This is a genomic window from Niastella vici (genome assembly GCF_002077945.1).
GTDB classification, from domain to species: domain Bacteria; phylum Bacteroidota; class Bacteroidia; order Chitinophagales; family Chitinophagaceae; genus Niastella; species Niastella vici.
Genome location: NZ_LVYD01000001.1, coordinates 198936 through 224702 on the forward strand (window position 1 = coordinate 198936; position 25767 = coordinate 224702).

Consider the following 25767-nt stretch of genomic DNA (forward strand, 5'->3'; position numbering starts at 1 on the left):
GCATTTCGGGAACTTATTCACCATTGGCCATTCACCATTGACCAATTGCCTTACTTTTGCGCAAATTTCCGCTATGATTAAATGGATTACAGCCGGCCTGTTAGTGACAATTGCCCTGGCCGCCTGCTCACCCAATAATGTAACAGTAGACAACAGCCTGAAAAAATATTTCGATCAAAATAAAGTCACCGGCTGCTTTGGCCTTTTCGATAACGGTCAGGGAAGCTTTACCATTTACAACCTGCCCCGCTTTAGCGACAGCACCTATACGCCCGCTTCCACTTTCAAAATCGTAAACTCCCTCATTGGGTTAGAAGAAGGGATCGTAAATGATACCAACACAATGTTTAAATGGGACAGTGTGGCGCGCCCCCGCACCGAATGTAACCGCGATATGACCATGTGGGATGCCTTCCGCATTTCCTGTCCGCCATGGTACCAGCAACTGGCCCGCAAAATTGGCCAGCCGAAAATGCAACACTGGCTCGATACCTTAGGCTATGCCCGCCGGTACGATACCTTTAGAATAAAGAACAACCTCGATACCTTCTGGCTCGATAATACCGCCAAAGTAACCGGCGATGAACAATTGGGGTTGGTAAAGAAATTATATTTCGATCAACTGCCTTTTCAAAAAAGATCACAACGCATTGTACGCAGCATGATGTTGTGGGAAAGCAACAGCAACTACAAACTGAGCTATAAAACCGGCTGGAACACGACAGACAAAGGCAATCAGATCGGCTGGATCATTGGCTGGATCGAAGAAAACAACCATCCCTACTTTTTTGTGCTGCAGGTTGAATCGCCCGATAAAAATGTCGATTTCAAAACCATCAGGGTCGAATTGCTGAAAACCATTCTGAAAAGTTACGGGTTCTTCGAAGGCAAGAAATAATTAGCTAATTCGATAATCCCGACTTTGTCGGGACAAGTTGTGATGCTGGGCGCGATCGCCGGCGCCCAGCATCATGAAAAGCCTGTTCCTGTTAATTATACGATGTATTTTAACAGGAAAATACGCGCGCAAATACTTAATTTGTATGGAATTGTAATTTGGTTTAATTCTTGCATTGCCCATAATACTTTATCGATAATCCAATTATCACATTGAATTACAGGTTTCAACATATTGAGTATTTGATAGCCCTGGCCACTATTCCCCTGATAGTATTATTATACTTCCAGTTACTGTACTGGAAAAAAAATACCATCAAAAAGATTGGGGACCCAAAACTGGTTCAGGCCCTTATTGCCAATTATTCGCCCATTAATTTCCTCCTTAAATTCATGTTCTTCGCCCTGGCGCTGACCGCAGTCATTATAGCTGCCGCCAATTTGCAAAAACCGGGCGCTATGGAGAACGTTCAACGCAAAGGGGTAGATGTAGTAATAGCCATGGATGTTAGCAAAAGCATGCTGGCTGAAGATATAAAACCCAATCGCCTCGAAAGGGCCCGGCAGCTGGTGTATAAATTAATGGACCAGTTACCGAACGACCGGGTGGGGCTGGTACTGTTTGCCGGCAGGGCTTATTTGCAAATGCCGCTCACCACCGATCATGGCGCTGCCCACATGTACATTCAACAGGCTGGCCCCGAGGTAGTGCCTACCCAGGGCACTGTAATTTCAGAAGCGTTACGCGCCAGCAATTCCGCATTCAACAGCAAGGAAAGAAAATTTAAATCAATAGTATTGATCACCGACGGGGAAGACCATGACCCGCAGGCAGTTCCCCTGGCGCAACAACTGGCGCAGGACGGCGTTATGATCAATACAGTGGGTATTGGCTCGGCAGAAGGCGCGCCCATCATGGACCCAGCCACCAATACATACAAAAAAGACGAAACCGGTAATACCGTTGTATCAAGACTGAACGAAACAGAATTGCAACAACTGGCCGGCGCTACCAGGGGCGTTTATGTAAAACTGAATGATGTAGACGCTACAGTAAATGCGATCACCAAACAGTTAAGCACTATTGAATCATCATCGCTTGATGATAATGCATTCAGGGATTACAAAAACTATTTTCAATGGTTTCTGGCCATTGCCTTTGTATTCCTGCTGATTGAATTCTTTTTACCTGAACGGAAATTAAAAGCAGCTTGAAAAAATTATTCTATATAGTATGGCTCATGCCATTGTTCATTGTACTCCCTGCCTGGGTATTGGCGCAGGATGAAAACGCTGCCATCCGTGAAGGCAATAAGCTGTACAAAGAACGGCAGTATGAGAAAGCACTGCCCGCCTATCAAAAAGCTATTGAGCAAAATCCCAACAATACAAAAGCCCGGTACAACCTGGCCAATGCCCGCTACCGCACCGGTAATTTGCCCGATGCGGAAAAGTCGTTTGATGAGCTGATCGAAAAATCGAATGAAAAGAATTATAAAGAGAAAGGCTATTATAACAAGGGCGTAACCTTAACAAAGCAGAAAAAACTGTTGGAAAGCATCGAATCCTACAAAAATGCTTTAAAGCTCGACCCCACCGATGAAGACGCCCGCTTCAACCTGCAAAAAGCGTTGACCGAGCTGAAAAAACAACAGCCACAGGAAAAACAGCAACAGCAAAAGCAGCAGCAAAAACAAAAGCAGCAGAACAACAAGCTCGATAAAAAGAAGATGGAGCAGTATTTAAAATCGCTTGAACAAAAAGAACAGGAAGTTCAGCGAAAAATGCAGCAAAACCGCTCCCGCGCTGTAACCCAGCCCGAAAAAGACTGGTAATACCCACCAGCCCCCTAAAGGGGGAGTCAGAAACCTGGCTAACAGGAACCATTCACCATTGACCATTCACCATTGACCATTGACCATTCACCATTGCCAATTACCGGTAATAAGCCTGCCGCAGCATGCATTTACCTTTACTTATTCCTTAACACCTCTTACTTCCCACTTTATCGTAATTTTGCAGACATTTTGCCGTTTTACCAACCGGCAATTACTTTTAAACCTGAAATAATACAATGCAGCTTTACTGCGACTCACTGACCGAATATAAACGCCTGGCAACCCGTGAAGTACGAGTTGGGGACCTGCTGCTGGGCAACTTCAACCCCATTCGTGTGCAAACCATGACCACTACCGATACCATGGATACCATTGCTACCGTTGAGCAAAGTATCCGTTGTATTGAAGCGGGCGCCGAATTGGTACGCATTACTGCGCCCAGCAAAAAAGAAGCGGAGAATTTACTGGAAATAAAAAAAGAGCTGCACCGCAGAGGGTATAAAACACCCCTTGTAGCCGATATTCATTTTACACCCAATGCGGCCGAAATAGCTGCCCGTATCATTGAAAAAGTGCGGGTGAACCCGGGCAACTATGTCGATAAAAAGAAATTTGAACAAATCGATTATACCGATGCGGAATATGCCGAAGAAATAGATCGCATTCGTGACCGTTTTACACCACTCGTTAAGATCTGTAAAGAATATGGTACCGCCATGCGTATTGGCACCAATCACGGTTCACTCAGCGATCGCATCATGAGCCGCTATGGCGATACCCCCATGGGTATGGTTGAAAGCGCCATGGAATTCCTTCGCATTGCCCGCAATGAAAGCTATCACAATATTGTATTAAGTATGAAAGCCAGCAATCCCCAGGTAATGGTACAGGCCTACCGGTTGCTGGTGAACGTGATGATGGATGAATTTGGCGAATGCTATCCCCTGCACCTCGGTGTAACAGAAGCCGGCGATGGCGAAGATGGAAGAATTAAATCGGCCATCGGTATTGGCTCTTTGCTCGAAGATGGTTTGGGCGATACCATTCGCGTTTCACTGACCGAAGACCCTGAATTTGAGATCCCGGTTTGCCGCGATCTGGTGAAGCGATATACAAGCCGGCAACTGACAATTGAAAATCAGCAATCCGGAATTCCTGCCATTATTAAAGTTCCTTTTTCTCTCTTTGAATATACCAGAAGAAATACAAACACCGTCTCAAATATCGGCGGTAAGCAGGTGCCGGTGGTAGTGGCCGACTTTATGAAAGCAGCCACCATTCGCCACGAAGACCTGCAGGCCATTGGCTATACCTATAACACCGCCACGGATAAATTCACCATTGCCGACGCAGCAGCCGATTACCTGTACACCGGTAAAAAGCTGCTCGACTTTGCTTTGCCCGGCACCCTGAAAGTGATCTGCGATCACGCTACCTGGTTAAATGCGCCTGACAAAGAGAAATATTATCCGTTGTTTCAATCGACCGAATACCTGCAACGTACCGATCATTCAGGCGTCCTGAATTTTGTGTCGGCCAATGTAAACGAACCTGCCTCACAGGAACTTTTACAGAAAATTCGCAAAGATCACACAGTAGTGCTGTGCCTGTATTCTACGAATGCGCATGCCATGCCTTCGGTACGGCGTTACATCATCGAGCTCATGAACCAGGGTATTAGCTGTCCGGTAATACTGGCGGTTGAAAGCCATGATACAACTATTGATGAACAACTGATCCATTTTTCAACCGACAGTGGCGCGTTGCTGCTCGATGGTATGGGCGATGGCATCTGGCTCATGAACGAGCCCGAAAAGATCATGAACCAGAAAGTGAGTGGCCGCACGTATCTGGAAACCAGGAACAATCACCAGTTCATCAATAACACCTCGTTCTCAATTTTACAGGCCACCCGTACACGCATTTCCAAAACAGAATATATTTCCTGCCCCTCATGCGGGCGCACCCTGTTCGATCTGCAGGAAACCACAGCGAAGATCCGCTCGGTGACCCATCACCTGAAAGGGGTGAAGATCGCCATCATGGGTTGTATTGTGAACGGCCCCGGCGAAATGGCCGATGCCGATTTTGGTTATGTAGGCAGCGGCCCCGGCAAGATCACTTTATATAAAGGCAAAGAAATCGTGAAACGCAATGTCGATAGCGCCATTGCTGTTGAAGAATTGATTAATTTGTTGAAGGAAAATGATGCCTGGATAGAAAAGACCGTTTAAGGATTTCGCTATAACAAACTAAATACTGCTTTTTCGTGAACCGGATCGATCGACTTCATGCCATTTTAACTCACCTGCAAAGTAAAAAAAGGGTTACTGCGCAGGAGGTAGCCGATCGCTTTAACATCAGCTTACGCACCGTATATCGCGATGTTAAAGCATTGGAAGAAAGCGGCGTGCCGGTCATTGGCGAAGCAGGCAGCGGTTATACCATTATGGAAGGGTACCGGTTGCCACCCGTCATGTTCACCCAGGAAGAAGCCTCTGCCTTATTGCTGGGCGCTAAAATTACCGAACACCTCACCGACGAGTCAATCAAAAAACAATTCAATTCCGCCCTATTCAAAATAAAAGCGGTACTGCGCACCTCCGACAAGGAGCATATGGACCAGCTGAATGATAATATTGCGGTTTTGTCGCGCCTGCCGCACGACGATTCAGCAGGCCGTTACCTCGTAGAACTGCAAAAAGCGCTGGGCGATAAAAAAGAAATTCATATCAGGTATCAATCGGGCCAGGATGCATTGACAGAACGCACCCTTGAGCCCATCGGACTTTGTCATTATGGCCAGGCCTGGCACCTGATCGGCTGGTGTCATTTACGCAACGGGTATCGCGATTTCAGGGTAAGCCGCATACAACACCTGGAAATACTCGATAAAACCTTCGAACCCGATTCACATCCCTCGCTGCAGGAGTACCTGCAAACTATGATCAGGAGCTCCGAACTGCAGGAAGTAGTGGTGCGGTTCGAAAAAAACGCCGCCCGTCACCTGGGCAGTCAAAAATATTTCTACGGTTATGTGCGCGAAGAAGTTAAAGACGATGGCGTGTACATATATTTTGTGACCTCGCATCTTGAATACTTTGGCCGTTGGCTGTTGATGTATACACACCATGTCAATGTTGAATCACCGGAAGCCCTGCTTACCGTCATGAAAGAACTGTCCGAAGAAGTGCGCCAGCACTATCTGCCTGTTGAACAGCCTTAAAGGTCCTGAGCGCACGTATCCGCCTGCCGGCGGAAAGCCGAAGGACCAGTTGCTAAAGCATTGAGCGGGCATACCTTGAGCGCACGTGTGCCTGGTGGCAGAAAGCCGAAGTGTTGAAACACGCCCCATTTCAAAAAAAATCTACAAACAACAACTTCCTACTGACATACTGTTGTCACAAACCGGCTGTTATTTTGGTCTTGTAACCTTCACATTAAAAACCAGATCAAAATGATACGCACTATCCATGACTTTCTCGAACGCTGGAAAGAAGAGACCGACGCTACGCTGAAGATCTTTAAAAGCCTTACCGACGAATCGCTGCAGGTGGCTATTCCCGGCGGCCGCACCCTGGGCCGGCTTGCCAATCACATAGTTGAAACGGTTACTGAAATGCCCCACCAATTGGGTTTACCTATTATGGAAGAAACCGTAAACTATACGACTGTACAGGAACTGGTAACACATTACAAAAAATATGCTGATCAGCTGGCAGGCGCCATTATCAGCCACTGGAGTGATGATACGCTCGAAAAAGACACTAATATGTACGGTGCTTCGTGGAAGAATGGGTTTTCGCTGTGGGTATTGCTAACGCACCAAACACATCACCGGGGGCAAATGACCGTGCTGATGCGCATGGCCGGATTAAAAGTTCCGGGCATATATGGACCCAGCAAGGAAGAATGGGAAGCCTGGGGCAAGGTACCGTTGGCATAGTGTGCGTTTGTAGGAAGCCATTTTGAAAGAACAAAATATTGGACCCGAAGAAGCCGAAATAGGATGTAAGAAGTAAGACATAAGAAGAAGCTGAATTTTATTGCCTGTTAAGTATTAGTCATGCCTTATTTCATACCGTCTATTTCTTATCTCATACTTCTTAATTCGTGCTTCCTACTTCTTACTTCGTATACCTATTTTGTCTGATTTATCTTGTCTCATACGTCATGAAACATTCAAACGACATCCAAACGGCATCCATATGAACATCAAAACATATCCGCCATTAACGGTTTTAAGCAGTATACATCAAACCACTATAGCCGAATTACAAAAGTTTGGTCCGGTTATGGCTGAATTATATGCAGAAGCCGGCCGCAAAAGTTTTATCAATGGCCCGCTACACTGGATCTATTATGGAATGGATGGGAACCCCGATACGGTGTTCACCCTCGAGATCGCTATTCCTGTAAGAAAAGCATTTCTTTCATCAAGATTCAGGGTAAAGGAGCTCGATTTTTTTAAAGCCATCACTTTTCCGCATGAAGGGCCCTGGGAACAATTGCCCGGCAGTCATGCCCAGATCATGGAACGGTTGGCCGAAAATCATATACCGGTTACCAATGAGTGCCGGGAAGTATTCCTGAATATAAATTTTGCCGAACCAGAAAAGAACATGACCGAAATACAAATTGGGGTATCGCCAGGAAAAACACAAAACCGGCCGAACGCCAGAAAACGCCTGTTGCCGGTTTATATTTAATGCAAAACGTCCCGATGTATCGGGACGTTTTGTTTTATATTTTCCGCAGCTGTCGCGCTTTAGCGAACTAAGCGGTTTGCATATCCAATACTTTCGCGCCGTCTTCAATTTGCGTTACATATACCTCAGGTGTTATTTTGAACAACCCGTGAAATGCCGACTGTATCTTTTGCGTAAAGGTTTCCACAGCTTCTGTTTGAACGATGTTGATGGTGCAACCGCCAAAACCGCCACCCATCATACGGGCGCCGGCAACACCGGTAATATGTTCAGCACATTCAGCCAGAAAATCAAGTTCGGTACAGCTCACCGAATATTTCTTACTTAATCCCTCATGCGTGGCAAACATGTATTTTCCGAAAGCAGTCAGGTCATTTTTTTTGAGGGCTTCGCAACCGGCGAGCAATCTTTCTTTCTCATACACCACATACGAGCAGCGATCGAATACGATCGGTGGCAGCTCCTCTTTATGTTGCAGCAACTGCGCTGGTTCTACATCGCGTAGGGAAGAAATATCGGGATAATGCTTTTTCAGAATAGAAATGCCTTCCTCACATTGCTGGCGGCGAACATTGTATTCGCTGCTGGCCAGTGAATGGCTAACCATGCTGTTCACCAACACGATTTTGTAACCCGGAAAATCGAACGGAATATATTCATACTCCAGACTGCGGCAATCGAGTTTCATTACATGACCTTTTTTACCATGCAAACTGGCAAACTGGTCCATGATACCACACTTTAAACCAACAAACGTATGTTCGGTTTTTTGACCAATGAACGCGAGGTCCATCCTGCTGAGTCCGCACTGGAACAATTCATTCAATGCAAAGCCGTAGGCCGAGCATAAAGCAGCCGACGAGCTCATACCGGCGCCTACCGGAATATCGCCATCGATGATCAAATCAACCCCACCGATCTTTTTTCCCTGTTGCTGAATGTGATAGGTAACGCCCAGCAGGTAGTTCATCCAGCCCTTATGCGGCTCGGTGATATCTAAAGAAAATGAATATGACTCATTAAACTGGTTGGCAAATACGTTTACCGTATTGGTATTATTGGGCGCAATGGCCACATAGATCTTTTTATCAACCGCGCCCGGTAACACAAAACCGTTATTATAATCGGTGTGTTCGCCAATGAGATTAACCCTTCCCGGTGCACCAAAGACGATTGGCTCCTTATTAAAGCGTTCGCTGAAAGCCTTTTGTAATTTTTTGATCATGCTACTATCGTTAGATAAATTAATTTTAAAAAATTTTCTTTGTACCTAAATTGATACTATGAGTTTCAGAGTTTCCCGCATTACCCAAAACGGGTTATCATTGGTAAAGCTGCAAGATAATGCAACAAATACAATCATTACCATTCTTCCTCAATATGGCGCCCTGTTACATGGTTTTGAAATACCGGTAAACGGTGAAACCCTGAATATTATCGACAATTATTCCGGTAAGGAAGATGTTGAACAAACCCTGGCGAACTCCTACAAAAGCAGCAAATTATCACCATTCGTTTGCCGGCTTCGCAATGGGAAATATACCCTCGAAGACGAAGAATTCGAGATCAGTAAAAAATTTACCGACGGAAACGCCATTCATGGTTTATTGTTCGATAAACCTTTTAAAATATCTGATGAATTTGCCGACGACAACCAGGCCAACGTAACGCTCAAATATCATTTCAAACACGAAGACGCGGGTTATCCCTACGATTACGTTTGTGAAGTGCGCTACACCCTGTTGCCGCAAAGTATTTTGCAGGTTGAAACGGTGCTGCTGAACCTCGATACCGTATCAATTCCACTGGCCGATGGCTGGCATCCCTATTTTCAACTGGGCGGAAATATTAATGATTACGAATTTCAGATGAGCTCCGATACCATGGTTGAGTTCGATGAAGGTCTTATTCCCACCGGAAATCTCATTCCTGATCACCGGTTTTCGAACCCCATCCGCATTGGCGACCTGCAGCTCGATAACTGTTTTGTAGTACACCCGGTGGAACAACGCCCCTGCGCAGTGTTGTACAACCCCGCCAACGGCGCTTATATTTCTATTTTCACCAATAACCGCTATCCCTATTTACAGCTGTATACACCACCGCATCGCAAAAGCATCGCCATTGAAAACCTCAGCGCCGCACCCGATTGCTTCAATAATGGCATGGGCCTGTATATGCTGGCGCCCAGCCGTTCGCAAACTTTTACAGTTTGGTACAAGGCAGGAGTGGCTGAAAACGATTAACTTGCCGTAATAAACCACCACCTGTAATGAAAAAGTATTTCAAATACGTTTTGGCCGTAGCGCTCTCTGTTTTTTTTGTAAGCTGTTATGAAGTAAATGAAGAAATTGAGATCAACTCCGATGGCAGCGGCACCTATGTTACCAAAATGGATATGGGCCAGTTGATAGATATGATGCAAACCTTCGCCGGCGATGAAGAATTGAAAAAAGATGGCCTCGATAAAGTATACGATACCACCATTCTTTTTAAAAGCCTGCTCGATTCGGCAAAAGATGTTACGGCTGAGCAAAAAGAGCTGATGAAAGATGGCAAAATGAAAATGCAAATGAATATCAAGGAAAAGATATTCAAAATGGATATGAATTTCCCTTTCAAAGACCAGAACAGTCTGCAACTGTTAATGAGCGGCAAAGGCGGCAGCGGAACCGGTATTTCCAGCGCATTCAAGAACATGTTCGGTAAAAAAGATGAACCGGCCGACCAACCAGGCGCACCCAAAGCACCCGATATGGGCGATTTTGCCGCCATTTATGATGTAACCATCAAGAATGGCCTCATTCAGAAAAAAGTAAATGCAGCGAAATATAAAGAATTCATGGACCGCCCCGAAATGGCGCAAATGAAACAATTGAACAGCTCAGGTATGGAGATCCTGTACACCACTACCATTAAATTACCCCGTGCAGCGAAAAAGACCGATAACCCGATGATCAAATTATCGGAAGACAAAAAAACAGTGACCATGAAGTACAACCTGCTTGAGTTGCTCGAAAACCCCGATAAATTTGCTTACTCCATACAATATTGAGCCGGAAGCATAACGTTTGATTAATACGCATTTTTAACTAGGTTTGAGGTTTTGGAACCCAATATATTATGCAAACTGATTTTCTTGTTATCGGATCCGGCATAGCCGGAATGACCTTTGCAATAAAGGCAGCTCAACGTTTTCCTGATAAAAAAGTCCTGGTAATCACAAAAACGCAGGCCGATGAAACCAATACCAAATATGCCCAGGGCGGTATTGCCGGCGTAACCGATTTTGAAAAAGACAGCTTCGAAAAACATATTGAAGACACCCTTGTGTCTGGCGATGGCCTGTGCAATAAACAGGTGGTTGAAATTGTGGTAAAGGAAGGTGTTGACCGCATTCAGGAACTGATAGACTGGGGCGCTCAATTCGATAAAGAATCGGATGGCGATTACAAACTCGGCAAGGAAGGCGGACACAGTGAGTTTCGCATATTACATCATAAAGATGTTACCGGAAAGGAAATGGAACGGGCCCTGCTCGAAGCAGCCCAAAGCTTTCCCAATATCGAAATTGTAAAACACTGTTTTGTTGTTGACCTGCTCACACAGCACCACCTCGGGTACCTGGTCACCAAATCAACGCCCCATATTGAATGTTATGGCGTGTATGTATTAAATCTCCAGAACAACCAGATGGAAAAAATACTGGCCAAAATAACAGTGCTGGCCAGTGGTGGAAACGGGCAGGTGTACCGCTCAACCACCAATCCCAATATTGCAACCGGCGATGGCATTGCTATGGTATACCGTGCCAAGGGCCGCATCGAGAATATGGAATTCATCCAGTTTCACCCTACGGCGTTGTATGAACCGGGTGTACGCGGACAATCATTCCTTATTTCGGAAGCCGTTCGCGGCGATGGCGGTATTTTGCGCAATGAGAACGGGGAAGCGTTTATGGAACGGTACGATCCGCGGAAAGACCTGGCGCCCCGCGATATTGTTGCCCGCGCCATCGATAGTGAAATGAAGATCACCGGTACCGAGCATGTGTACCTCGACGTTACCCATATTCCCACCGATAAATTCATTGAGCATTTTCCCAACATTTACGAAAAATGCCGCTCTATTGGAATCGATGTAAGCAAACAGCTGATACCGGTAGCCCCAGCTGCACACTATAGCTGCGGCGGCATCAAGACCGATGAATGGGGACGTACCTCAATAATTAATTTATATGCAGCCGGCGAATGCGCCAGCACTGGCCTGCATGGCGCCAACCGCCTGGCCAGTAATTCCCTGTTGGAAGCAATGGTTTTTGCCCACCGTTGTTTTGTTGATGCATCGGAGAAAATAAAATTAAAAGGGCTGGGCGAGAACGCCACCCTGGTGCCCGACTGGAAAGCTACCGGCACCACCCAGCCCAAGGAAATGATCCTTATTACCCAAAGCCTGAAAGAGCTGCAACAGGTAATGAGCGATTATGTGGGTATCGTACGAACCAACATCCGTTTAGAACGTGCCGCCAAACGCCTCGATCTGTTGTGGGAAGAAACAGAAGCCCTGTATCAAACCACTGCCCTCTCGCCCCAATTGTGCGAACTGCGTAATATGATCACCGTTGGCTACCTGATCGTAAAATGCGCCCAGTTCCGCAAAGAAAGCCGTGGATTGCATTTCAATACCGATTACCCGTACAAGAGTACGCTGGTACAGAATATTGTTTTATAATCAGCAGAACAAGACCAATGAATCACACTCAACAAACATTCGGGGGCATGATCTTCGCCGCGGGTTTGGGTACCCGGTTCAAACCATGGACCGATAAACATCCCAAAGCACTGGCAGTGGTGAATGGGAAAAGCCTGCTGCAACGCAATATTGAATACCTGCAACAATATGGCATTACCAATGTAGTGGTGAACGTGCATCATTTTGCTGGTCAGATCATCGATGCACTTAAAAAAAATAATGGCTGGGGCAGCGCCATCACCATCAGCGATGAAACCGATATGGTGTTGGAAACCGGTGGCGGTATCAAAAAAGCCGAACCGCTTTTTACCACCGAAAACATTGTGGTGATCAATGTCGATATTCTTACCGACCTCGACCTCGGTAAGCTCATTGCTTATCACCAGCAGATCAATCCTGTTTCAACCATCGCCATCACCAACAGGACCACTTCCCGTTATTTTCTTTTTGATGAACTCAACAACCTCTGCGGCTGGCGCAACACCAAAACCGGCGAAGAAAAGATCGCCCGCGCAGCGGCCACTTATATACCCAGGGCGTTCAGCGGTATACATGTGATCAGTAAAAGAATGTTGCCCCTCATAAAACAACAGGGAAAATTCTCGATCGTTGACGTATATCTTGAACTCGCCGCTACGCATACCATAAAAGGATTCGATCACAGCGGCTCGCGGTTTATCGATGTTGGCAAGCCCGATTCAGTAGCCGAAGCAGAGTTATTGTTCAGCAAATAAATATTGCAGGTTTTTGCAGGCTGAAAGCCCCGCCATACGGCTATTATTAAAAAATTATTAAACAGGTTCATCAATGGGCCTATGCAGTATCTTTATCACCTTAGTTACTGCACATGATAAAGACATCCATTCCTGCCATTTTCATTTTACTGTTGACCACTTTTGTTGCTTTTGCTCAACCTACACCCTATAACAGCAATTCTTCCGAAAAAGTAAAACTGTCGAATGGCTGGTATCTTTCGCCAACAGGCCGGTCATTACCGCTGGGCGATCTGCCCCTGAACCTGGTTGTTTCCCCTTCAAAAAAATACCTGGCCGTAACAAATAACGGGCAAAGTGTGCAGTCGCTGCAACTGATCGATGCAAAGCATGAAAAAGTATTGTACAGCGAAATCATTCCCAAAAGCTGGTACGGGCTGCGGTTCTCTGCCGATGAAAAATTCCTCTATGCTTCAGGCGGCAACGATAACTGGATATTACAATACGCCATCACCGATAATAAACTGGTATTAAAAGACAGTATTATACTGGGTAAGAAATGGCCGGCTAAAATTTCACCGGCCGGTTTGGATATTGACGATGCAAAGAAGTTATTGTACGTGGTTACCCGCGAGAACAACAGTTTGTACATCATTGACCTTTCTACCAAAAAAATAGTACAACGCATACAGTTAACTGCCGAAGCGTTTACCTGTGTGCTATCGCCCGACAAAAAAGAACTGTACATTTCATTATGGGGCGGCGATCAACTGATTGTGGTGAATACCGATAGCCGAACTGTTACCGATTCCATTCCGGTAGGCGATAACCCCAATGAGCTTTGCCTCACAAAAAACGGTAAATACCTGTATGTTGCCAATGCCAATGACAACTCCGTTTCAGTGATAGATGTGGCGCAACGCAAAGTGATAGAAACGTTCAATACCGCTTTATACGCCGATGCGCCCAATGGTTCTACCACCAACGGGCTGGCATTAAGCGCCAATGAAAAAACACTGTACATCGCCAATGCCGACAATAATTGTTTGGCCGTTTTTGATGTAACCAAACCCGCAGCCAGTTCATCAAAAGGATTTATACCCACCGGCTGGTACCCTACCAGCGTAAAAGTGATCGGCCGGAAAATATATGTTGCCAATGGCAAAGGCTTTTCTTCCCTGCCCAACCCCAATGGACCCAAGCCGGTTAAAACCCAGGAAGAAGTAAATTATCAACAGGGCGATAGCAAAAAGCCCACAAACGTGCAATACATTGCCGGTTTATTCAAAGGCACATTAAGCATCATTGACGAACCGGCTGAAAAACAAATGGGCGCTTTTTCAAAGATGGTGTATGACAATTCGCCTTATAACAAGGAAAAAGAATTGCATACGCAGGGCGAAGCCGGTAACCCGGTGCCTATGAAAATTGGTGATCCTTCCCCCATAAAGTATGTGTTCTATGTGATCAAGGAAAACCGCACCTACGACCAGGTGCTGGGCGATATATCCGAAGGCAATGGAGATAAAAAACTCGTATTGTTCGGTGAAAAAATAACGCCTAACCTGCATGCCATTGCACGTGAATTTGTGTTGCTCGATAATTTTTATGTCGATGGCGAAGTAAGTGCCGATGGCCATAACTGGACCATGGGCGCCTATGCAACCGATTATCTCGAAAAAACCTGGCCTACCAGTTATGGCGGCCGTGGCGGCACCTATTCGGCTGAAGGTAACCGTGCCGTTGCCAATAATAAAAAAGGCTTTTTGTGGGACCACTGCCAACGGGCCGGCGTTAGCTTTCGCACCTATGGTGAGTTTGCCGACGACTACAAACCCAATATCCCTGTTTTAAAAGGGCATTTTTGTACCAGCTATACCGGCTGGGACCTGGCAACCCGCGATACCGTTCGTTTTTATCAATGGAAAAAAGATTTTGATTCGTTACTGGCCATAAACCAACTGCCGCAGTTTAATTCAGTGCGTTTTGGCAATGACCATACAGAAGGCCTGCGCAAAGGAAGACCTACGCCTTTTGCACATGTTGCCGATAATGACCTGGCAGTAGGTATGTTCATCGAGTACTTAAGTAAAAGCGCTATCTGGAACCAATGCGCCGTCTTTATCATTGAAGACGATGCGCAAAATGGCGCCGACCATGTTGACGCCCATCGCAGCACGGCGTATGTGGCCGGTGGACTGGTAAAGCGTCATTTTGTTGATCATACCATGTACTCCACCTCATCCATGTTAAGAACAATGGAGTTGATACTGCGCATTCCGCCCATGAGTCAGTACGATGCAGCCGCCACTCCCATGTGGAATTGCTTTACCACCACGCCCAACAGCACGCCATACACTTCGCTATCTTCGAATATTGACCTCAACGAAAAAAATACGGCGGTCAACAAATGGCAGCAAAAGTCAGAAGCCTTTAACTTATTGAAAGAAGATGCGGTGCCCGACCTCGAATTCAATATCGTATTATGGCATGGCTTAAAAGGCGATGATATTCCCTTCCCCGGCCCCCGGCGGGCAGCCTTTGTGAAGTTGAACAAGGCAGATGAGGACGACGATGATTAAAAAAATATGGCGGGAACCCAGGGCCTGAACTATTCGAGACTTTTGAATAGTTGCACCCAATTGCCAATTACAGGCGACTTATAGGGGAGTTATAGGGGAGTTATAGGGAACTTATAGGGATTATACTCGCTGGCTACTCGCCTGTAACTCGCTCGTAACTCGACTGCACCTCGCCTACACTTCGCCTGCACCCCGCATGCAAAACCCCGTCAGTACCCGGAATGTCACCGGCAGGTCCACCACTTATACCCTGACCCCGGTTCTTTTAGAGCCCTTGTTATGTGCTGCCAGCACCCGTTTTTCTTCCCCCTCAATCCTTATTGCATTCCACCCTCAATGGGGAAAATTTAACTGCGTTTTTTTGCACCCGCTCATGATTTTATTACGTTATTTTTACTGACCAATAACACTATGCAATCAATAATCGACGGAATCAATAAGCTCTATGCTGAGTGGAGCGGCTCAACCTGTGAACGAATCGAGATCTTACCTCAATCCGGCTCCGACAGGCGATATTTTCGTATCCATACTCCTACCGGGACCTGCATTGCCACCCACGGCCATAACGTTCCCGAAAATGAGGCCTTCCTTTATTTCTCAGAACACTTTTATAATCAGCAGCTTCCAGTTCCTCAGATCTATGCTTTGGGAGAAGATAAAACGATCTATCTGCAGCAGGATTTCGGCGATGTGTCATTATTGAACCGGCTCGAGGCAGAAGGGTTTACCGAAAACATTTATGCTCTTTTTAAAAAGAGCCTGCACCAGCTGGCCCAGTTACAGATAAAAGGCCACGTGGGGCTCGATTACACCCGCTGCCTTACCAACCAGGAATTTGGCAAACAGGCTATTATGGCCGATCTCCTGTATTTTAAATACTATTTCCTGGATGCATTGCGTAAGCCCTACGACAAGCAAAAACTGATCGATGATTTTGAAGCGCTGAGTAACTACCTCACGCATACAGAGTATAAATATTTCATGTTCCGCGACTTTCAGAGCCGCAACATTCTGGTATCGCCCGATGACTCGGTACATTTTATCGATTACCAGGGTGGCATGCAGGGCGCACCCCAATACGATGTGGCCAGTATGATATGGCAGGCAAGGGCCAATTTACCCGACGAGTGGAAGGAACGCCTGCTGAACGACTATATCGATTCTTTTGAACACATCATGAACGAACAGGTTAACCGCGACCTGTTCAAAAGCCAGTATAACGGCTATGTGCTCATCAGGTTGCTGCAGGTTTTAGGCGCATACGGTTTCCGCGGACTGTTTGAGCGGAAGGCCCAGTTCCTGACCAGCATACCGCAGGCGTTAAAAAACCTGCGCTCGTTTATCAACGACCAAAGCATGGGCATTGCCGTACCTGAATTCAGCAAAGTATTACAGGTTTGCGTAAGTGATGAGATCGTTGACCGGTTCACCCCATTGACCGCCGATGAGGAAACCCCGCTGGTAGTACGGGTACAAAGCTTTTCATTTAAAAAAGGCCTTCCTACCGATCCTTCAGGCAATGGCGGTGGTTACGTATTCGACTGCCGGGGTATTTTAAACCCGGGCCGCATTGAACAATTCAAAACCCAAACCGGCCGCGATAAAGGGGTGAAGGACTACCTGGAACAACAAACCCGTATGGCTGAGTTCCTGAACAGTGTATTCGACATCGTTGACATCTCGGTTGAAGATTATATCCGCCGCGGTTTCGAGAACCTTTCCGTAAGTTTTGGCTGTACCGGCGGCCAGCACCGCAGTGTTTATGCGGCCGATGCCCTGGCCCGCCACCTGCGCAATAAGTTCAGGGTTAAGGTAGAGTTAAAGCACGTGGAGCAGGAAGCGAAAAACTGGGTGAATGGTTGAGAATCAATTAACCACAAAGTGCGTTGGATAAACGGCAAACTTTGAGCCTGGTTCTGCGAAAAGGCAACTAACTACTATCTTTGCAGCCCATGTATTACATTGTTTACGGTTTATTGTACCTGATTTCGTTATTGCCCCTGCGCGTATTGTATATTTTGTCAGATGCCTTTTATGTACTGGTCTATCGCATATTAGGTTATCGCCGCAAAGTAGTGCTCGACAACCTGCAAATCGCATTTCCAGAGAAAACCCTGGCCGAACGAAAAAAGATCGCCAGCAAATTCTACCATAATTTTATCGATTCCATTATAGAAAGCCTGAAAATGGTTTCAGCCAGTGATGCTTATATCAAAAAAAGGGTAAGCGGTAACTGGGAAGTGTTGAATGATCTTTATAAAACCGGCCGCAGCTGCCAAATACACCTGGGTCATACGTTCAACTGGGAATGGGCCAACCTGGTGGGGGCCAAAGCCATGCATTATACCTTTTTGGGTGTTTATATGCCCATTAAGAACAAAACCTTCGACCGGTTATTCAGACATCTCCGCAGCAAATCAGGCTCCGTATTATTGCCGGCCACCGAAATGCGTACGGCCATGCTTCCCTGGCGCAACAAACAATACTGTATTGGCCTGGTAGCCGATCAGTCACCCTCAGCGGCCGAAAAAAGCTTCTGGTGTAACTTTTTTGGAAAACCAACCGGCTTTGTACCCGGCCCCGAAACAGGCGCCCGCGCAAACAATATCCCGGTTGTTTTTGCCAATATTGAAAAGCCCAGGCGGGGTTATTATAAAGTGGTGTTTACCCTGGCCGAAGACCAGCCTTCCTCGTTGAAAAGAGGCGAACTTACCCTGCGTTATGCCCGCTATCTGGAGCAAGTGATTAAACAACAACCCGATATGTGGTTGTGGAGCCATCGCCGCTGGAAAAAAGACTGGAATGAAGAATGGAGAAAAAACTGGGTTGAATAAAATAACGCCCCTCTCATCTATTTGAGTTTATAATTGTTGAGTCCCGCAAGGACCAATTTAAAGATCAGCACAACTATCTTCCTGTAAATAATTGCATTAAAACACAGCACATTTTATTTCGGTTATTCTAACCGTAGTAAATGACTGGTTGAACATTTATATTCTCACTCAAACAGGTTACTGTTTTGTTAAGTTGATACTGATTATGATCAGCAACAGCTGTCATACTCTGCACACAGAGATGATAAAATGTTTCTTACAACTGGTAACATTTCGATTAAGAACTTAATCCTGATCAATTTCTTTTATAGGGTTACACCTAGTAACTATAACGGACATTGGAAAAGGTAGTATTACGGTTGTTGAATATAAATGAAAGTCCTAATTTTGAAAGAAGAGGGCCATCAGATCATTAGCAGACCAGGCCCTGGTACTCAATGCACGAATCAAATCTTACCAGTATCCCCCGAATAGGAACTACGTGACTCTTTTCCCTACCCTTTTTCTCACCATAAACCCTTAACCATTATGCTAAAGACTAATGCCAGCGTGGCTATTGTAGATGATCACATTCTGCTACGCAACGGACTTGTAAATCTTATCCGGGGCCTCGAGACGTATGCGGTTCTTTTTGAAGCCAGTACCGGAAAAGAGATCTTCAAACAACTACGACCCAGATTACCAGGCATTGCACTACTCGACGTGAATATGCCATTGCGGGATGGATATGAAACAGCCTGGTGGCTAAAACGAAATTACCCTGGTATCAAGATCCTCGCACTATCATCATACGATAATGAGAATTCTGTGATCCGTATGATGAAAAATGGCGCCAAAGGTTTTATCCTGAAAGATGTTGACCCCCTGGAGTTTCGCCGGGCGCTCGATGCATTAACACGCAAAGGATTCTATTCCTCAGAACTGATCACCGGTAAACTCATACACGCTGTTAGCCAGTTAGATGAACCAGATGAAGCCCTGAAAGGCCTTGTATCGCTCAATGCCAGGGAGATAGATTTTTTAAAACTGGTTTGCACCGAAATGACCTATAAGGAAATAGCAGAAAAAATGTACCTCAGCGCCCGCACTATTGATGGTTACCGCGATGCCTTATTTGAGAAACTGAATGTTAAAAGCCGGGTTGGACTTGTTTTATACGCTATCAAGAATAACATAGTGAATGTGTAGCAGCAGCGAATAGTTATAGGAAAACAAAAAGCCTATAAGAAATTGAGCAATTACTCAGTTCCTTACAGGCTTTTATTTATAACCGGGTAACCCGTTAGTTCAACACACTGCTATCTTTCACGATCTCAATACCTTGCTGTAAACGAATGGCATTAAAACCACCCAATACATTCCGCAGGTTGTGAATGCCCTGCCGCTTCATCAGCGAAGCAGCAATAACGCTGCGATAACCGCTGCCGCAATACAGGTACAGGTTCTGCAACTCATCAATATTGGCCATTGAACCGGGATCGGTGAGTTCATTTAAAGGAATGTTTACTGCGCCCCGCACGTGACCGTCGGCAAACTCTGCTTCACGGCGCACGTCAACTGCTACAAGATGATCATCGTAGGGCAGGTCCATGGCCAGTTCATCAACCTCAACGTCAATGATCAGGTCAATTGCTGAGCCAGCCTGGCGCCAGGCTTGTATGCCACCCGCCAGGTAACCATGTATTTGTGAGAACCCAACCCGGGCCAGGCGAACAACGCTTTCCCTTTCCTGGCCATTCTCAGTTACCAGTATGATCGGTTTATTGAAGGGTAACAGGCTACCGGCCCATTCAGCAAAACGCCCTTCAAGGCCAATGCTGATAGAACCCGGAACAAATGCTGCGGTGAAATCACCCGCACTGCGGGTATCGAGTATGATGGTATCTTCCTGTTCCATCCATTTTTTGAAATCGGCGGGGGTAAGGGGTATCAACGCCGTTTCCAGTATCTTCTCCAGGCTGTCATAGCCTTCCTTATTGATTCGCGCGTTAATGGGGAAATACGATGGGGCAGCCGGCAAATCGGCCGTAACGGCCTTTATAAACGCTTCACGCTCCTGCGGTTGCAGGGCATAGTTGTTTGCTTTTTCTTCCCCAATTGTACTTGAGGTGGCCGGGCCAAGATTTTTGCCGCAATTACTACCCGGACCATGGGCCGGATAAACGATCACCGCATCGGGCAGGCTGGCTAATTTCTGGTTTAATGAATCGTATAACAGAGAAGCCAGCTCTTCCTTGTCGAGATTACCACTGCTAAGGTCGGGGCGGCCTACTTCACCCACAAACAGCGTATCGCCGGTAAACACCGCATGGGGTTCACCGTTTTCGCCGCGCAGCAGGTAACAGGTGCTTTCTATGGTATGACCGGGGGTGTGTAACACTTCAATAGCCGCTTTACCCAATTGAAATGTTTCACCGTCTTTAGCCAGGTGTATGGGAAAACTGGTTTCTGTATTGGGACCGTAAACAATGGGCGCACCGGTTGCTTTTTGCAGATCGAGGTGGCCACTTACAAAATCGGCGTGAAAATGGGTTTCGAAGATGTATTTTATCTCAGCCTTCCGTTCCCGGGCCAGCTGTACATAACTATCTATATCTCTGAGGGGGTCAATAATTGCCGCAACTCCATCACTTTCAATGTAATAGGCTGCTTCGCTGAGGCAGCCGGTATACAATTGCTTAATAAACATGTAGTCTTTTTTGGGCAAAAATACACCATAACAAGTTAACCCGTAGCCAAATGGGCTACAGGTTAACTGTTTTAAAAACTAAATTTGTCGTCTCCGTCTTATCAGATGTTTAGGTCGTCCACGCATTTCATGATGTGAGCAACCCGTGAACTGTTTACAGAATAGTAAATAAATTTACCATCCCGGTCAGTTTTCACGATACCTGCTCTACGTAAAATGGCGAGGTGTTGAGAAGCAACGGACTGTTCCAACCGCAGGCGTACATAGATCTCCGTCACGGTAAGACGCTTGTTCTCATCGATCAGTTTAACGATCTGTTGTCGCAGCTTGTGGTTCAAGGCGCGAAGAATCATCGCAGCCTTTTTTAGGTTCAGGAAGTCAACTTTTACCGATTCACCATCCCCACCATCTGCATTTAAGACCATGGAGTAATTGGTTGTTACGTTCATGTGCACATCAGAGCTTTTAAGATATTTAATAGGATAACGCTAAAAATCAAATTTACAAGAAAATTGATATGCTAGGGATGAAAGGAGGATAAAAGTTTCATTTGGTCATTTTTTGATATAAGAGTAAAATTCTTTTAGATAAACGGGTTCAGCATACGCCAAGTTGGCAAAATTCTGCGTCAAATACAAGCCGGACGCCAGTTTAGCAAGAGATTTAGCAATATCAATTTTTTCATCTATAAATAGAACGTTAGGATACCTGCTTACATTTCTCCACTTATTACTACCGTTTCCGAAGCATACCAACGAAAGATTATTTAACTCTTCCTTAAAAGATAATTCGTCAAGGATCATCGCTTTAGGATTTACGATCTCCTGTAAGTCCTCATTATATACCGCTGTGAACACTTCCATACGGCGGGCATCTATCATTGGGCAATAACCCAGCGGTGATTGTATACTTTCTGTCTTTGATCGCCATTGCGTAATGGCTCCGTATGCCATTGCCTGCAGGGTATTAATTGTTATGAGTGGTATTTGCAAGGCAAAGCATAACCCTTTGGCTGTTGCCATGCCTACCCGTAAACCAGTATAGGAGCCGGGTCCTGCGGTTACAGCCACCGCTTCCAGCTGTTGCAAGGTGACCCCTTCCTTCTGCAATAAGCTGTTTATAGCAACCTGCACCCAGCCTGCATGATCTTTCTGATAATCATTTATCAATGTGTTTATTACCTCGCCATCTTTCGATAAACATACACTGGCTTGCTCGGTGGCGGTGTCTATGCTTAAGATCATCTCTCTGTATAAATTGTAAGTTCCAAATTCTAAATGGTGAATACCTGGCCGCCCGTAACATCAGCAAAGGCGGCCCTAATGGTGAATGGGTATTTTTTGACTTCACCCTCTTTTTCCCTGCTTCTTATTCCTTCTGTCGTATTTCAACACCCATGATCTTATTAACGCTGCAATTTTTCCACTTCTTCTTTCAGCAACCCTGCAGGCATATAACGTTTATCAACACTGCTTAACTGTATCAATAATTCATACACCCGTTGTAAACCTATCTTCGCGCTCCATTCAAACGGTCCATAGGGGTAACTCGTGCCCAGCTTCATGGCGATATCTATTTCTTCCCTGCTGCTTACCTGAGCGCCCAGGGTATGGTACGCTTCATTGATGATGGTCGCCAGTACGCGGGCGGTTATCATACCGGGTATATCGGGCGTCAGCACATACTTCCATTGTAACTGGTCGAAGATCTCTTTTATGGCCGCTTCGCTTATTGCAGCCGGCAAAGCCAGCTCCGTTACCGAACGCTGTAGTAAACCCGGCCAGGCATTTATTCTTATAAAGTTGGCGCCTATCTCTTTGGTGGTATAGCTTACCGCATTTACCAAAACAGGTTTGGGCAATAATCTTTTTAAATGTTGGGTCCTTTCTGCATCCGGTTCAAACAACAGGTCTATATATACATCGGCTTCTGCAATGGTTAAAGCACGTACGGAGTCGGTAAAAATCACCTCAGTACCAGCTGGCACTCCCTTACTTTTAAACTCCTGTAATAATTGTTCATCGGCTAATATGGCCACTGTCATGTGCTGCTGAATTTATTCGCAAAGAAAGTTTATTATCGTGAATAGTCAATGGTGAATAAGTTGTCCATGTTTCCGGTTCGTGACCTGCCCCCAATGAGTGGGGACGTCCCCGTTTAACGCCCATTAACACTTTAGCAAATTATCACATTATCACATTGAGCACTTACCTTTGGCTATGCAAAAAAACATCATCAATACCACCCAGGCGCCAGCTCCTATTGGCCCTTACAGCCAGGCAGTACAGGCAGGTAATTTGTTATTTATTTCCGGCCAGGTACCCTTAAACCCGGCTACCGGTACTATTGAAGCTACCGATGTTGCCGGCGAAACCGAACAGGTAATGAAGAACCTGAATGCGGTATTAACAGAAGCAGGCTACGATTTCAGTCATGTTGTAAAGACCACCATCTTCCTGAGCGATATGTCGCATTTCACCGCCGTAAATGAAGTGTATGGAAAGTATTTCAGTGGCAATTACCCGGCTCGGGAAACAGTGGCCGTTAAAGGGCTGCCGCGCAATGTGAATGTTGAAATAAGTATGATCGCAGCGAAATAAAGTCATCATAAAAATCAAATGATTCATACAGGTCAATGATCTGTATGAATCATTTATTCAACCGGTTTTTCAACCGCTTTATACAAAAACGAGATGATCAGTTTCGGCAGGCCCTAAATAAAAAGTCCGGCAGCCGCTTGTATTGCTACGCACATCTACCGGACCCAATATCTAAACGTTGACCTGGCAGGCAGGTTTATTAATTCGTCAATTTTTCAGCTTTCAGCACGCCCAGCTCCTTTCCTATTTTGGCAAAAGCAGCAATGGCTTTATCAAGATGGCGCTGTTCATGTGCGGCGCTTAACTGCACGCGAATACGGGCCTGCCCTTTAGCCACCACAGGATAAAAGAAGCCAATTACATAAATGCCTTCATCGAGCAGGCGGGCTGCAAAATTTTGGGCTATAACAGCATCATACAGCATGATGGGCACTATGGGGTGATCACCGGGCTTTATATCAAAACCGGCTTCCGTCATTTTACTGCGGAAATATTTGGTATTGAATTCGAGCTTATCGCGCAACTCGGTGGTTTCGCTTAATAGATCAAGCACGGCAATGGAAGCGCCCACAATACCCGGCGCCAGCGTATTGGAGAACAAATAAGGCCGTGAGCGTTGCCGCAACATCTCAATCACTTCTTTTCGTCCGCTCGTAAAACCGCCCGATGCACCACCCAGGGCTTTTCCCAGCGTTCCGGTAATGATGTCAATTTTACCCATTACACCACGGTATTCATGCGTTCCACGGCCTGTTTTACCCAGGAATCCGCTTGAATGGCTTTCATCAATCATGACTGCCGCATCATATTTTTCAGCCAGTTCCACAATGGCATCCAGTTGGGCAATAGTGCCATCCATGCTAAAGCTGCCATCGGTAACGATGACGCGGTTGCGGGCCGTTTGCGACTCTTTCAGCTTCTCTTCCAGGTCGGCCATGTTATTATGCTTATAGCGAAACCGCTGGGCCTTGCATAAACGAACGCCGTCGATGATAGAGGCATGGTTCAGCTCATCTGAAATGATGGCATCCTGCTCGTTGTACAGGGGTTCAAACACCCCGCCATTGGCATCAAAGGCAGCCACATACAGGATCGTGTCTTCAGTACCCAGGAAGGTCGATATTTTTTGTTCCAGTTCTTTGTGAATGTCCTGCGTGCCACAAATAAAACGTACGCTGCTCATGCCGTATCCCCGGTGATCAACATACTTTTTGGCAGCTTCAATTACTTTGGGGTGCGACGATAACCCGAGGTAGTTGTTGGCGCAAAAATTAAGGACTGTTTTACCATTTACCCTTATTTCAGCGCCTTGTGGCGATTCAATAATTCGTTCTGTTTTGTATAAACCAGCCGCTTTGATCTCGGCCAGTTCAGTGGCAAGGCGCTGTACAAATTTTTCGTTCATGGAGCATGTAGTTTTTGTAATGCCACAAATGTAATAATAGTCGATGTGATATTTTGCTGATTTGCTAATCCCGACAAAGTCTGGACAAGTTGTGCCTCCCCCGGATAATGATTTGCTATCAGGCACCTGTTGGGACTGGCCGTACTTTAGTCGGGATCGCACTTTTGTGCTGCTCCACTATCCGGCTGAAACCCATAACCAGCGCCTTGCCAGGCCGGGAGTAACTTTTAACCTCCTTCATCAGCTGATTTTCCCTGCTTATCCCGTTTTTTTCCCCTTGCTCATTTATTCCCTGTTCAAACAGCAATCCTGTAAACCATTAATATCGTATTACTTATTATTCGAATCTTCTAAATAACCCATACGACTACCTTATAATTCTAACTTTTTATTATAAAAACTGTAACAAATTCACAATAACTTCGTCTTATAATACAAAACGACTCATTATGTGGAAGAAAACCTTTATCCGTTCAACCCTCATAATAATGGTGGCTTTGGCTGGAATATTTGTTTTTGCCACAACCCATACTTCAAAAAAGCCGGTCAATCAGGGGTGTACACCATCCTCAGAAAAAGAATGCTGTAACAAGAAAACCCAAAGTGATTTTATTATCTGGGAGTCGCTTAGCCGGGCTATTGCTGCGAACGGACAATTCTAACTTTATGACAATCAACATTTCATTATAAAAGATCCCGCCAGGCGGGGTCTTTTTTTATTTTTATTGAAAATCATTGTAACTATTCA

Annotated in this window: 23 protein-coding genes; 17 read left to right on the forward strand and 6 right to left on the reverse strand. The window is 45.7% G+C overall.

All coding sequences use genetic code 11. From position 1 onward, the window contains the following. Positions 1-73 precede the first annotated feature (73 nt). The 7 genes from A3860_RS00925 to A3860_RS00955 all read left to right on the forward strand — a co-directional run bounded on the left by A3860_RS00925 (position 74) and on the right by A3860_RS00955 (position 7444). Positions 74-898, forward strand: a complete 825-nt coding sequence (locus A3860_RS00925; protein WP_081145139.1) for a penicillin-binding transpeptidase domain-containing protein — start codon at positions 74-76, stop codon at positions 896-898. Positions 899-1110: 212 nt separating this feature from the next. Next, entirely contained in the window at positions 1111-2112 is a 1002-nt protein-coding gene (locus A3860_RS00930; protein ID WP_081144653.1) for a VWA domain-containing protein, read from the forward strand. Next, on the forward strand, positions 2109-2732 hold the full coding sequence (locus tag A3860_RS00935; protein WP_081144654.1) for a tetratricopeptide repeat protein: 624 nt from the start codon (positions 2109-2111) through the stop codon (positions 2730-2732). Before A3860_RS00930 ends, A3860_RS00935 begins: the two co-directional genes overlap by 4 nt. A gap of 239 nt (positions 2733-2971) precedes the next feature. Beyond that, a complete protein-coding gene (gene ispG, locus A3860_RS00940) occupies positions 2972-4969 on the forward strand; it encodes a (E)-4-hydroxy-3-methylbut-2-enyl-diphosphate synthase (RefSeq protein WP_081144655.1) in 1998 nt (665 codons plus the stop codon). A gap of 35 nt (positions 4970-5004) precedes the next feature. Further along, a complete protein-coding gene (locus A3860_RS00945; protein WP_081144656.1) occupies positions 5005-5961 on the forward strand; it encodes a helix-turn-helix transcriptional regulator in 957 nt (318 codons plus the stop codon). Between the two features lie 231 nt (positions 5962-6192). Beyond that, positions 6193-6681, forward strand: coding sequence for a DinB family protein (locus A3860_RS00950; protein WP_081144657.1), 489 nt, complete (start codon positions 6193-6195; stop codon positions 6679-6681). Positions 6682-6943: 262 nt separating this feature from the next. After that, complete coding sequence (locus tag A3860_RS00955) at positions 6944-7444, forward strand: GyrI-like domain-containing protein (protein ID WP_081144658.1); 501 nt, start codon at positions 6944-6946, stop codon at positions 7442-7444. Between the two features lie 67 nt (positions 7445-7511). Here A3860_RS00955 and galK read toward each other — a convergent pair whose 3' ends face one another. Then, positions 7512-8669 (reverse strand): galactokinase, encoded by a 1158-nt coding sequence (gene galK, locus A3860_RS00960; protein ID WP_081144659.1) that lies wholly within the window; start codon positions 8667-8669, stop codon positions 7512-7514. A 58-nt stretch (positions 8670-8727) separates the two neighbouring features. Between galK and A3860_RS00965 the strand changes: the two genes are divergently transcribed. From A3860_RS00965 to A3860_RS01000, 8 genes are all read left to right on the forward strand, one after another. Then, entirely contained in the window at positions 8728-9690 is a 963-nt protein-coding gene (locus tag A3860_RS00965; RefSeq protein WP_081144660.1) for an aldose 1-epimerase, read from the forward strand. Positions 9691-9716: 26 nt separating this feature from the next. Then, a complete protein-coding gene (locus A3860_RS00970) occupies positions 9717-10499 on the forward strand; it encodes a hypothetical protein (protein ID WP_081144661.1) in 783 nt (260 codons plus the stop codon). A 68-nt stretch (positions 10500-10567) separates the two neighbouring features. Then, a complete protein-coding gene (gene nadB, locus A3860_RS00975; RefSeq protein WP_081144662.1) occupies positions 10568-12175 on the forward strand; it encodes an L-aspartate oxidase in 1608 nt (535 codons plus the stop codon). Positions 12176-12192: 17 nt separating this feature from the next. Next, entirely contained in the window at positions 12193-12930 is a 738-nt protein-coding gene (locus A3860_RS00980) for a nucleotidyltransferase family protein (protein ID WP_081144663.1), read from the forward strand. Between the two features lie 113 nt (positions 12931-13043). Further along, positions 13044-15491, forward strand: coding sequence for a bifunctional YncE family protein/alkaline phosphatase family protein (locus A3860_RS00985; RefSeq protein WP_081144664.1), 2448 nt, complete (start codon positions 13044-13046; stop codon positions 15489-15491). Positions 15492-15902: 411 nt separating this feature from the next. Further along, positions 15903-17354 carry a RapZ C-terminal domain-containing protein gene (locus tag A3860_RS00990; RefSeq protein WP_081144665.1) on the forward strand — a complete coding sequence of 484 codons (1452 nt, stop codon included), beginning with the start codon at positions 15903-15905 and terminating at the stop codon, positions 17352-17354. An 89-nt stretch (positions 17355-17443) separates the two neighbouring features. After that, positions 17444-18325, forward strand: a complete 882-nt coding sequence (locus A3860_RS00995) for a lysophospholipid acyltransferase family protein (protein WP_081144666.1) — start codon at positions 17444-17446, stop codon at positions 18323-18325. Positions 18326-18853: 528 nt separating this feature from the next. After that, positions 18854-19513, forward strand: coding sequence for a response regulator transcription factor (locus A3860_RS01000; protein WP_081144667.1), 660 nt, complete (start codon positions 18854-18856; stop codon positions 19511-19513). A 94-nt stretch (positions 19514-19607) separates the two neighbouring features. On the opposite strand, the gene A3860_RS01005 is transcribed toward A3860_RS01000, so the two are convergent. From A3860_RS01005 to A3860_RS01020, 4 genes are all read right to left on the reverse strand, one after another. Beyond that, a complete protein-coding gene (locus A3860_RS01005; RefSeq protein WP_081144668.1) occupies positions 19608-21014 on the reverse strand; it encodes an MBL fold metallo-hydrolase in 1407 nt (468 codons plus the stop codon). A 101-nt stretch (positions 21015-21115) separates the two neighbouring features. After that, complete coding sequence (locus A3860_RS01010; RefSeq protein ID WP_014222809.1) at positions 21116-21463, reverse strand: ArsR/SmtB family transcription factor; 348 nt, start codon at positions 21461-21463, stop codon at positions 21116-21118. Positions 21464-21568: 105 nt separating this feature from the next. After that, positions 21569-22258 (reverse strand): tRNA (adenosine(37)-N6)-threonylcarbamoyltransferase complex dimerization subunit type 1 TsaB, encoded by a 690-nt coding sequence (gene tsaB, locus A3860_RS01015; protein ID WP_081144669.1) that lies wholly within the window; start codon positions 22256-22258, stop codon positions 21569-21571. Between the two features lie 161 nt (positions 22259-22419). After that, complete coding sequence (locus A3860_RS01020) at positions 22420-23058, reverse strand: 3-hydroxyacyl-CoA dehydrogenase family protein (protein WP_081144670.1); 639 nt, start codon at positions 23056-23058, stop codon at positions 22420-22422. A gap of 175 nt (positions 23059-23233) precedes the next feature. On the opposite strand from A3860_RS01020, the gene A3860_RS01025 reads away from it, so the two are divergent. Continuing rightward, entirely contained in the window at positions 23234-23614 is a 381-nt protein-coding gene (locus A3860_RS01025) for a RidA family protein (protein WP_081145140.1), read from the forward strand. A 199-nt stretch (positions 23615-23813) separates the two neighbouring features. Here the strand turns inward: A3860_RS01025 and kbl are convergent, their stop codons facing one another. Beyond that, entirely contained in the window at positions 23814-25019 is a 1206-nt protein-coding gene (kbl, locus tag A3860_RS01030; protein ID WP_081144671.1) for a glycine C-acetyltransferase, read from the reverse strand. A gap of 449 nt (positions 25020-25468) precedes the next feature. On the opposite strand from kbl, the gene A3860_RS01040 reads away from it, so the two are divergent. Further along, on the forward strand, positions 25469-25681 hold the full coding sequence (locus tag A3860_RS01040; RefSeq protein WP_081144673.1) for a hypothetical protein: 213 nt from the start codon (positions 25469-25471) through the stop codon (positions 25679-25681). Positions 25682-25767: the final 86 nt, after the last annotated feature.

Coding starts and splice junctions, on each gene's coding strand:
- A3860_RS00925 (WP_081145139.1), top strand. CDS start 74: ATGATTAAATGGATTACAGCCGGCCTGTTAGTGACAATTGCCCTGGCC.
- ispG (WP_081144655.1), top strand. CDS start 2,972: ATGCAGCTTTACTGCGACTCACTGACCGAATATAAACGCCTGGCAACC.
- A3860_RS00950 (WP_081144657.1), top strand. CDS start 6,193: ATGATACGCACTATCCATGACTTTCTCGAACGCTGGAAAGAAGAGACC.
- A3860_RS00955 (WP_081144658.1), top strand. CDS start 6,944: ATGAACATCAAAACATATCCGCCATTAACGGTTTTAAGCAGTATACAT.
- galK (WP_081144659.1), bottom strand. CDS start 8,669: ATGATCAAAAAATTACAAAAGGCTTTCAGCGAACGCTTTAATAAGGAG.
- A3860_RS00965 (WP_081144660.1), top strand. CDS start 8,728: ATGAGTTTCAGAGTTTCCCGCATTACCCAAAACGGGTTATCATTGGTA.
- A3860_RS00970 (WP_081144661.1), top strand. CDS start 9,717: ATGAAAAAGTATTTCAAATACGTTTTGGCCGTAGCGCTCTCTGTTTTT.
- nadB (WP_081144662.1), top strand. CDS start 10,568: ATGCAAACTGATTTTCTTGTTATCGGATCCGGCATAGCCGGAATGACC.
- A3860_RS00980 (WP_081144663.1), top strand. CDS start 12,193: ATGAATCACACTCAACAAACATTCGGGGGCATGATCTTCGCCGCGGGT.
- A3860_RS00985 (WP_081144664.1), top strand. CDS start 13,044: ATGATAAAGACATCCATTCCTGCCATTTTCATTTTACTGTTGACCACT.
- A3860_RS00990 (WP_081144665.1), top strand. CDS start 15,903: ATGCAATCAATAATCGACGGAATCAATAAGCTCTATGCTGAGTGGAGC.
- A3860_RS00995 (WP_081144666.1), top strand. CDS start 17,444: ATGTATTACATTGTTTACGGTTTATTGTACCTGATTTCGTTATTGCCC.
- A3860_RS01000 (WP_081144667.1), top strand. CDS start 18,854: ATGCTAAAGACTAATGCCAGCGTGGCTATTGTAGATGATCACATTCTG.
- A3860_RS01005 (WP_081144668.1), bottom strand. CDS start 21,014: ATGTTTATTAAGCAATTGTATACCGGCTGCCTCAGCGAAGCAGCCTAT.
- A3860_RS01010 (WP_014222809.1), bottom strand. CDS start 21,463: ATGAACGTAACAACCAATTACTCCATGGTCTTAAATGCAGATGGTGGG.
- tsaB (WP_081144669.1), bottom strand. CDS start 22,258: ATGATCTTAAGCATAGACACCGCCACCGAGCAAGCCAGTGTATGTTTA.
- A3860_RS01020 (WP_081144670.1), bottom strand. CDS start 23,058: ATGACAGTGGCCATATTAGCCGATGAACAATTATTACAGGAGTTTAAA.
- A3860_RS01025 (WP_081145140.1), top strand. CDS start 23,234: ATGCAAAAAAACATCATCAATACCACCCAGGCGCCAGCTCCTATTGGC.
- kbl (WP_081144671.1), bottom strand. CDS start 25,019: ATGAACGAAAAATTTGTACAGCGCCTTGCCACTGAACTGGCCGAGATC.
- A3860_RS01040 (WP_081144673.1), top strand. CDS start 25,469: ATGTGGAAGAAAACCTTTATCCGTTCAACCCTCATAATAATGGTGGCT.